General features: G+C 52.5%; 7 protein-coding genes and 1 pseudogene. 1 reads left to right on the forward strand and 7 read right to left on the reverse strand.

The genetic code is table 11. From position 1 onward, the window contains the following. Positions 1 to 280: 280 nt before the first annotated feature. Positions 281 to 940 (forward strand): NADPH-dependent F420 reductase, encoded by a 660-nt coding sequence (gene npdG, locus FJ147_26235; GenBank protein ID MBM4259386.1) that lies wholly within the window; start codon positions 281 to 283, stop codon positions 938 to 940. 29 nt (positions 941 to 969) lie between these two features. Here the strand turns inward: npdG and FJ147_26240 are convergent, their stop codons facing one another. The 7 genes and pseudogenes from FJ147_26240 to FJ147_26270 form a co-directional block, all read right to left on the reverse strand. Next, the gene (locus FJ147_26240; GenBank protein MBM4259387.1) at positions 970 to 2,103 is read right to left on the reverse strand and encodes a hypothetical protein; all 1,134 of its coding nucleotides are present in this window, start codon (positions 2,101 to 2,103) and stop codon (positions 970 to 972) included. Positions 2,104 to 2,112: 9 nt separating this feature from the next. Next, the gene (locus tag FJ147_26245; GenBank protein MBM4259388.1) at positions 2,113 to 2,904 is read right to left on the reverse strand and encodes a TIGR00266 family protein; all 792 of its coding nucleotides are present in this window, start codon (positions 2,902 to 2,904) and stop codon (positions 2,113 to 2,115) included. A 240-nt stretch (positions 2,905 to 3,144) separates the two neighbouring features. After that, positions 3,145 to 3,405 (reverse strand): hypothetical protein, encoded by a 261-nt coding sequence (locus FJ147_26250; protein MBM4259389.1) that lies wholly within the window; start codon positions 3,403 to 3,405, stop codon positions 3,145 to 3,147. A gap of 277 nt (positions 3,406 to 3,682) precedes the next feature. Beyond that, positions 3,683 to 5,329, reverse strand: coding sequence for a chaperonin GroEL (gene groL, locus FJ147_26255; GenBank protein ID MBM4259390.1), 1,647 nt, complete (start codon positions 5,327 to 5,329; stop codon positions 3,683 to 3,685). A 29-nt stretch (positions 5,330 to 5,358) separates the two neighbouring features. Beyond that, entirely contained in the window at positions 5,359 to 5,646 is a 288-nt protein-coding gene (locus FJ147_26260) for a co-chaperone GroES (GenBank protein MBM4259391.1), read from the reverse strand. A 141-nt stretch (positions 5,647 to 5,787) separates the two neighbouring features. After that, the gene (locus tag FJ147_26265; protein MBM4259392.1) at positions 5,788 to 6,057 is read right to left on the reverse strand and encodes a DUF507 family protein; all 270 of its coding nucleotides are present in this window, start codon (positions 6,055 to 6,057) and stop codon (positions 5,788 to 5,790) included. Continuing rightward, positions 6,054 to 6,335: pseudogene (locus FJ147_26270) on the reverse strand (DUF507 family protein). Before FJ147_26270 ends, FJ147_26265 begins: the two are co-directional and overlap by 4 nt. Positions 6,336 to 6,716 lie beyond the last annotated feature (381 nt).

Below are 6,716 nucleotides of genomic sequence, written 5' to 3' on the forward strand. Positions count from 1 at the left end.
GTCGCCCGCGTTCATCCAGCTCTTCGACCAGACTTCGATACTTAGACCGAAGCCAGCACACAATGGTCTCGTCTCTCATCCCTGCTCTTGTGCAGAGGCTCTCCACTCCGGTCAATCACTATTGCGGTAAGTTGTTTCCTGCCACCGCCTAACTGTACGAATCTTCTGTGATCCAATTTTGTCCCAAGCTTCGCTGTCCCCTTACCTTTTCCGTTTTACCCATTATACTCTTCCGACGATTTCCGTAGGTCGATTCTTTTTCGCAGGAGGAAACAGTCTCATGAAAATTGCAATCTTAGGTGGCACTGGCGAACAAGGGCCGGGATTGGCGATTCGCTGGGCAAAAGCAGGGGAAACGGTCATTATTGGCTCGCGACAAAAGGAAAAAGGGGAGAAAGTCGCGGCTGAGTTGAACCAAGAGTTAGGGCAGAACCTACTCCGTGGAACCGATAACGTCACCGCAGCCGCAGAAGCGGACATCTCTGTCCTGACTGTCCCCTACTCTGCCCATGTCGGCACCTTAGAGAGCGTGAAAGAGCAACTCAAAGGCAAGATTTTTGTCGATGTTTCTGTTCCACTCGATCCGGAAAATGCACGCCGTGTTATCATGCCTGCTGCCGGGTCAGCGAGTGAAGAAGCGAAAGCACTCCTTGGCCCTGATGTGAAAGTCGTATGTGCTTTGCAGAATGTCTCCGCTCATGTCCTGCGAGATCTGAATTCTCCGATCGACTGTGATGTCTTGGTCTGTGGAGACAAAGAAGCACGTCCGACCGTCATGCAGCTCATTAACAAGCTTGGCGGTGGAGCCAAAGCGGTGGAAGTTGGACCAATTGAAGCCGCACGCTTGATCGAGCCAATTACCGCGCTGCTCATTCGGCTCAATATTCTCAACAAAGTACACTCGGCAGGGATTCGTATTACTGGATTACCGAGTAAGTAATCGCCTAAGGGACACGGTACGCCCTGTCCCTACTTTCCCTTCATCCGTTCTTCGGCATCCTTCCGGACAGCATCCCAATCGATCATCAGTGGTTCAACTGTCCACTGCCCTCGCTCAGCAACTAATCGTTGCAGCGTAGCCGAGCGCTCGTTGTCTGCAGGATGAGTAGAGAGAAACGTCGGGACTTGTCCTTTTTCACGCGCAAGAATCTCGAAGAACGACTGGAGCCCCGTCGCTGGCAGGCGCGCTTTCTGCAGCAATTCAACACCACCTCGATCCGCTTCTGTTTCTTGTTCACGACTGAACTGCAAACCACTCAAGTTCACTGCTGCACCAGCGATTGTGTCGGCAACCCCGTCCGGCACCCCGAGCAACCAACGGAGGGTAGTCGTCAGTCCGAGATCGTACACCATCTGGCGCAGAGAGTGTCTGCGTGTGACGTGGGTAATCTCATGACCTAACACACCCACTAACTGATCGACCGACGTGGCTTTTGCTAACAAGCCAGTGTGCACCACGACAAGACCGCCAGGCGCAGCAAAAGCATTGACGGATTTGTCGTTTACCACTTCAAACCGAAAGTGAAAATCTTGCTTCGGAAGATGAGGAAGAAAGCGTTGGCTCACTGCCCGGATCGCCTCGACTGCAGGACCTTCTTTCACGAGTTCACTAGACAGGAGCAGTTGTTGATGCACGAGTTCACCGATTCGAGCATCGACGCTGGTGGGCATTCTGGCAATGACAGCATCGAGGATACGATCTCGCATCATGAACAGCATGATGACGAAAAGAAGCGGGAGGAGGGTAACCAATCCCGCAATCATCAAGATGGTGGCGGACCAACGTTCTCCTCGTTTGCTTTGCTTTTGCCAGGTAATAATCTGACCAGCGAAGTGAGAGGGCAATTCTTTCGTAAATTGTGTGACTACCTGTGGGTCATCAACAGTCACAGCCCAGGTCTGCCCTTCATCTTGCCACGAAAAATTGATCGCATCTCCGCGCCAGCCTCCGCGACTCAGCGACAAATCGGTCACAGCTATATTGCGCGAAGCACCAGCACTGTCCTCAACGTGCAACGAGCCGTGCAACACCGAGTTCCAACTGACGGTTACTCGCCGGGTAGTGCCAGACACTGGATCGTGAAGAACTGCGGGATGTTTCATACCTATGATTTACTCGTCACTTCCAAACAATCCACCTGTAAGTCCACCAAGTAACGATCCACTCTCACGTCCGCCACCACCAGCTTGTGGAGCTGCGGCGTAGATACGGCTGGCCAGACGACTCAATGGCAGTGATTGGAGCCACACTTTTCCAGGACCCCGTAGCGTGGCAAAAAATAATCCTTCCCCGCCAAAGAGTGCTGACTTGATCTTTCCAACAAACTCGATGTCATAATTAACGGTGGGCTGCAGGGCAGCAAGACAACCGGTGTCTACACGGATCAGTTCATCGGGGGCAAGGTTTCGTTCCATCAGGGTTCCGCCAGCATGGATGAACGCCAACCCATCTCCCTGCAAGCGTTGCATGATAAAGCCTTCTCCGCCAAAAAAGCCGACGCCAATCTTCTTCTGGAATGCGATCTCTAACGAAACCCCTTTGGCTGCCGCCAAGAAGGAATCTTTCTGCGCGATCAGCTCGCCACCAATATCACCAAGGTGCACAGCGATAATCTTCCCCGCGTACGGCGCACCAAATGCAATGCGTCGCTTTCCTTGCCCTTTATTGATGAACACCGTCATGAACAACGACTCTCCGGTGAGCAACCGTTTCCCGGCTCCGAGGAGAGAGCCGAAAAACCCGGTGTTCTGTTGTCGTCCATCACCAAAGATCGTTTCCATTGCGACCCCGTCGTCCATGTACATCATGCCACCTGCTTCAGCGACCACGGCTTCCTCTGGGTCCAACTCTATTTCAACAAACTGCATATCATCGCCAAAAACCTTATAGTCAATTTCGTGCATTTGTTGCGCCATGTCAGCACCTCCTTTCTGTATCTTTCGCTATCTGCCATATCTTTTGCAAGCCTACCGTCCCACAGTCCTCTAATAATAACGGCCCTGCCAGATGTCTCTAGCAGGGCCGTGTAGACCAGACGACGCGATTGCCCCCATTCACAGCCTGATCGTCAGAGAAAGACTTCTCACGACATAGCGTCAAAAGGTTTCTACATCAACCAGAATGTCGTCGTCACGTTTCACCGGCTAGAAGAAGATGGGCAGGCTCATGGAAATGCGCACGGCGTCACGCACGGGCATATCCGGTGTTTGTTGCGCCGAATAATACTCCGTCTCGTGTTTGTTGAGACAGGTTCCGGTAATCACTAACTCCTTCCCGAACTTACTCTTGACGTCGCTGAAGGTCACATCTTTGCGATTTGCTGCCTCCTGCAGTAAATCGCCATACCAATCGTAGAAGTCGTCACCACTATGAAAGCCAAATTTAGTTGTCAGGGGAAACGTCAATTTCTTGAAAACACGAGAGCAGAAACCTCACTCAATGTGTTGTCCACGATAGTTGATAGGCAACAAAAGTTGACACACACGTGAGAAGTGATGGTGGGTCTGACGAACTTTGCCAGGTCGCTCGCGCACTGCTGGCACGCGAGCGGTCGCACCACCACGATGCTTTAGGGAAGAGATGTGACGGGCGGATCAAACACAACGGCCCTGCCAAGTTTCCCTAGCAGGGCCGTGTATCTGTTGCCTTCTCTTACGTATTACGTTTTATGTATTACGTTTCTTACATCATGCCGCCCATGCCACCCATGCCGCCGCCCGGAGGCATCGGAGGCATACCGCCAGCACCCTTTTCATCTGGCTTTTCAGCGACTGTGGCCTCAGTAGTTAACAATAGACCCGCCACTGATGCCGCGTTCTGCAGTGCGGTGCGGACCACTTTGGTCGGGTCGATAATGCCAGCTTTGATGAGGTCTTCGAACTCGCCAGCCGCAGCATTGAATCCAAAGGCTCCTTTGTTGCTCCGTACACGATCCAACACGATCGAGCCTTCTTCACCGGCGTTAGTTGCGATCCAACGCAGCGGTTCTTGCAGGGCCTTCCGCACAATACTCACACCCACGGTTTCTTCTTCGTTCGCTTCGAGCTTGTTGAGAGCATTGGAGGCGCGAATCAGCGCCACGCCACCACCAGGAACGATCCCTTCTTCAACCGCAGCACGGGTCGCATGGAGCGCATCTTCCACGCGAGCTTTCTTTTCTTTCATTTCAACTTCAGTTGCCGCACCAACTTTGATCACGGCCACACCACCGATCATCTTGGCCAAGCGCTCCTGCAGTTTCTCACGATCATAGTCTGATGTGGTCTCTTCGATCTGCGCGCGGGTCTGCTTCACCCGTCCTTCGATGTCAGCTTTCTTACCAGCACCATCAACAATAGTGGTATTGTCCTTATCGACAACGATACGTTTCGCACGACCGAGGTCACTGAGCGTGAGACTTTCGAGCTTGACACCCAATTCTTCAGCAATCACGCGACCACCAGTGAGAATCGCGATATCTTCCAACATCGCTTTGCGGCGGTCACCAAAGCCAGGAGCCTTCACGGCAACGCATTGCAGAGTCCCGCGAATCTTATTCACAACTAGTGTAGCCAGTGCTTCACCTTCGATATCTTCTGCAATGATAATCAGCGGACGGCCACTCTTCGCAACCTGCTCAAGTACGGGGAGCAGATCTTTCATGCCAGAGATCTTCTTCTCATTGATGAGGAGATAGACATCTTCGTAGACGCATTCCATGCGCTCCGGATCGGTCACGAAATAGGGAGAGAGATAGCCGCGATCGAACTGCATACCTTCGACGACATCAAGGGTGGTTTCCAACCCTTTGGCTTCTTCAACGGTGATCACGCCTTCTTTACCGACTTTGTTCATTGCCTCAGCAATGATCTCACCGATAGTGGTGTCGTTGTTGGCGGAAATCGTTCCAACCTGAGCAATTTCTTTCTGATCACGGGTGGGCTTCGACAGTCCTTTCAGTTCGCCGATGAGGCTCCCAACTGCCTTGTCGATACCGCGCTTGATGCTCATCGGATCGTGGCCTGCTGCCACCATTTTCACACCTTCAGCGTAGATCGCGCGGGCTAACACGGTTGCAGTCGTCGTCCCGTCACCAGCGATATCAGAGGTCTTGCTGGCAACTTCTTTCACCATCTGTGCACCCATATTTTCGAGCTTATCTTCGAGTTCGATTTCCTTAGCAACGGTCACACCGTCTTTCGTGACAATGGGGGCACCAAAGGACTTCTCAATCACGACGTTGCGGCCTTTCGGACCAAGGGTCACGGTTACGGCGTCGGCCAGGATGTTGACGCCGCGTAAAATTTTATCTCGTGCATCTTGACCAAATTTAACATTCTTTGCAGCCATGATGTTTCCTCCTCGCGTGCATGCGACGCTTATTCGATCACCCCAAGGATGTCATCCTCGCGCATGATCAGGTGCTCTTCACCGTCAATCTTCACTTCGGTTCCAGAGTACTTGCCAAACAACACCTTATCGCCAGCCTTCACGTCGAGAGGAGTCACTTTCCCGTCCTCATTGACCTTCCCTTTACCTACCGCAATGACTTTCCCTTCCTGCGGTTTCTCCTTGGCGGTGTCGGGGATAATAATCCCGCCCTTGGTTTTCTCTTCCTCTGCAATCCGTTTGACAATAATTCGATCCTGTAGGGGTCGAATCTTCATACCTCTCTCCTTTCTCCTCGTTATATTTTCTATAAGTTGTGTATTTTTGATCGTCCCAGGGCATGTTGGTTGAAAGTCCCCCGCTAGCGAGACGACCGCAGATTACTTAATCATTTCCGCTAAGTTGTCAAGGGAACTGGTCTAGATTTTGTATTTTTTGGCCTCTTCTTCAAAGTACCGACGGTAGAGCACCTCCCACTCGGTGCTCCCAGGCACGACACGGCGGGAAAGAGAAGCGATCTTACGACGCACAGTCTCGTCAATTTTATCATCACGCTGAAAGTGCTCAGATAACAAGCGTTTAGCCTCTACTAAGGCCGCTCGTTCGCTCAGCCCTTCTCCTTCAGGAGCGAGCGCACGTATCATCAAGCGAGACAGCGCGGCAATACGGTTATCCGACAGGCGACTCATAAAGAAAAACGCTTTTCCTCAGCGAGGCGTTGCTTAATCATTTGCACAACGCGATGGCGGTCCATTCCAGGAGGGGCATTGCGTAGATGTTCCTCAGCTAATCGCTCGGCCTCTTTCTCGATAGCTTCTTCTTGACGGAAGTTTTCAAGCAGCGTGGCCACCATTCTGGTCACAACCGTAGCCCGCTTCTCTTGGGGCAAGCGCACCAGGTTCTTCTCGCACAGGCCTGCAACTAAAAGTTCCGCTACGTGTCGGCAAGAGGCTTCGCTGTACTTCATGCGGCGTTACCATAGCTGGAGGGAGTTTGTTTTGGCAACCCCGCTTTAACAGTTAACAGCAGGGTTCTGGTGGGACAGGTTGTCTCAATCGGACCACGGAACATTCGCACAGTTGGGGTAGCGTGCGCTGTGCGCACGCTGCGCTCGCCGGGTGTGGCTCCCGTGCGCATGGCGCACGCTACGGCACCAGTCACAACTTAAGGAAGAATCGCTGTGTTTTACGTGCTCCGTTGCGAGTATGGGTTCCTTCTCCCTCAGGGAGAAGGTCAGGATGAGGGAGTCGAGAAGTCAAAAGCCCTGAGTTTTCATCCCCTCACCCTAGCCCTCTCCCTGAGGGAGAGGGAATTACTGCACTGCCAACAGCTTAAGTTGTGACTGGTG

Source organism: Deltaproteobacteria bacterium, assembly GCA_016874775.1.
In the GTDB taxonomy this organism is placed as follows: domain Bacteria; phylum Desulfobacterota; class Binatia; order Bin18; family Bin18; genus VGTJ01.